We start from the raw sequence: 1,219 nt of genomic DNA, 5'->3' as shown, positions 1-1,219 counted from the left end.
CGGCTCTCGCTGGCCGTCTGGGCCGCCTCGTGCGCCTTCGCGGCTCTGGGCGGCCCTCGGGCCCTCAGCGCCCTGTGGGCGCTCGGTGACGGCGCTCAGGACCCCGTTGCGCGGCTTCCCGCCCCCGAGGCATCCGGTACGCCCGGCTTTGCGTACGCCCTGGTGGCCGCCGTCGCCGCCGCGCTCGTCCTGGGGCTGACCGCCACCGCCCTGGAGGGCGGGGTGCTGGTCACCGCCGAGCGCCACTCCCCGCGCGCCGCCTGGTGCGGCCGGCTGCCCGGCGCGCTCGCCCCGTGTCTGGTGCACGGGCCCGCCGGGCTCGCCATGGCGGTGCTCTGGCGCAGCCCTTACGGACCGGCGGCGGCCCTGCTGGTGCTGCTGCCGATGTACGTCTGCGCCTGCGGCTTCGTGCTCTACCGCCGGGAGAGCGCCGCCCATCAGGCCACCATCCGGGCCCTGGTCCAGGCGGTCGACATCAAGGACCGCTACACCCGGGGCCACAGCGAGCGCGTCGGCCGGGCCTCCGCGATGATCGCCCGCGAGCTGGGCATGAGCGGCGACCGGCTGGAGGCGGTGCGGATCGCGGGCATCCTCCACGACGTGGGCAAGCTCGGCGTGCCCACCCGGCTGCTGCGGAAGAACGGCCCGCTCACCCCCGATGAGCGCCGGGTGATCGAACTCCACCCCGAGTACGGCGACGAGATGGTGCGCGGCATCGGCTTCCTGGGCGAGGCGCGGGCCGCGATCCTCCACCACCATGAGCGGCTGGACGGCAGCGGCTATCCGTACGGGCTCGCCGGGGCGCAGATCCCCGAGTTCGCCCGGGTGGTCGCGGTGGCGGACGCCTTCGACGCGATGACCTCGACGCGTACGTACCGCAGGGCCCGGCCGGTGGACACGGCCGTGGAGGAGCTGAAGCGGTGCGCGGGCTCGCAGTTCGACCCCCGGATGGTGCGGGCCCTCAGCACCGCCCTGGACCGCCACGGCTGGCATGCGGCGGTCACCGCGGACGCCCCCGAGGAGCGCGGAAACGTCCCGGCAGACCCGCTGAGCCCGCCGCTGGAGCTGCCGCCCCTGGAGCTGCCGCCCCTGGTACGCACGGCTGCCTCCGGCCCGGCCGACGCCCCCGAGCCCCGCCCCGGCCACGGCAGCCCCGGCGGTGGCCCATGAGCCCCACCCAGCGCCCACCCACCGAGCCCGGCCGGAACGGCCAAGACGG

General features: G+C 76.5%; 1 protein-coding gene. It reads left to right on the top strand.

Going from position 1 to position 1,219, the window contains the following annotated elements; all coding sequences use genetic code 11:
- On the top strand, positions 1–1,170 hold a 1,170-nt coding region (locus KN815_RS49135), incomplete at its 5' end, for an HD-GYP domain-containing protein (protein ID WP_216348208.1).
- Positions 1,171–1,219 lie beyond the last annotated feature (49 nt).

This window comes from Streptomyces niphimycinicus (assembly GCF_018883605.1).
In the GTDB taxonomy this organism is placed as follows: Bacteria; Actinomycetota; Actinomycetes; order Streptomycetales; family Streptomycetaceae; genus Streptomyces; species Streptomyces niphimycinicus.
Note: the sequence above shows the minus strand (reverse complement) of the source record. Positions and strands in the feature narration are given on the sequence as shown.